The organism is Mesorhizobium sp. M7A.F.Ca.US.014.04.1.1 (assembly GCF_003998745.1).
GTDB lineage: Bacteria > Pseudomonadota > Alphaproteobacteria > Rhizobiales > Rhizobiaceae > Mesorhizobium > Mesorhizobium ciceri.
This window is the reverse complement of the sequence record NZ_RZRW01001307.1, coordinates 1-655: the sequence shown is the minus strand read 5'-3', so window position 1 is coordinate 655 and position 655 is coordinate 1. Positions and strand designations below refer to the sequence as shown.

Below are 655 nucleotides of genomic sequence, written 5' to 3'. Positions count from 1 at the left end.
CGCCAGGCCAAACAACCGCCGCGTCCGTTCGATGGCGTGGAGATCGCGCGGGACGGCATACGTGGCATCGTAGAACAGCGTCGCCGAGGGTTCGCGCGCGCTCGAACGGTCGAAGCCGGCAATGGGTGAGCCCGCCTGTCTTGCCACCAGGGCCGATTTCAGCAGGCCTTGCGCGTCGATGACCAGATCGTAGCGGCAATTGCGCAAGGTGCGGCGCAGGGCGGCCGCCTCGCGCCAGGTGGCGCCGTCAAGCAGCGCCTTGCGCCAGCGCCGGATCGCCACCGTATGAATCTTGTCGATCGCCGGGTGAAGCGCGACGATTCCGGCGAATGCCTCTTCGACGCACCAGTCGAAGGTCAGGTCCGGGCGGTGGCGACGGGCATCCTCGACCGCCGGAAAGGTGTGGATGACATCGCCCATCGACGACGTCTTGACGATCAGCACCTTCATGCCGCGGCCGGAATTTCCAGCAGCCGGTCCGCCGCTGCCGCGACCTGGCCGACTTCCAGCGTCTTCAGGCAGTTGAGGTGGCCGAGCGGACAGACCTTCTGGTGGCAGGGCGAGCACGACAGGCCGAGCCAGACCAGCTCGCGGCGCTCCGCCAGCGGTGGCGTGTTTTCGGGCGAGGTCGAGCCGTAGACGGCGACGATCGGCG

General features: G+C 67.9%; 2 protein-coding genes. Both read right to left on the bottom strand.

Annotated features, from left to right (window positions below; all coding sequences use genetic code 11):
• On the bottom strand, nucleotides 1–450 hold a 450-nt coding region (waaC, locus tag EOA22_RS36235), incomplete at its 3' end, for a lipopolysaccharide heptosyltransferase I (RefSeq protein ID WP_127390744.1).
• Nucleotides 447–655: glycosyltransferase family 9 protein (locus EOA22_RS36230; protein ID WP_281040826.1), on the bottom strand; the 209-nt coding region annotated here is incomplete at its 5' end. The genes EOA22_RS36230 and waaC, both read right to left, overlap by 4 nt.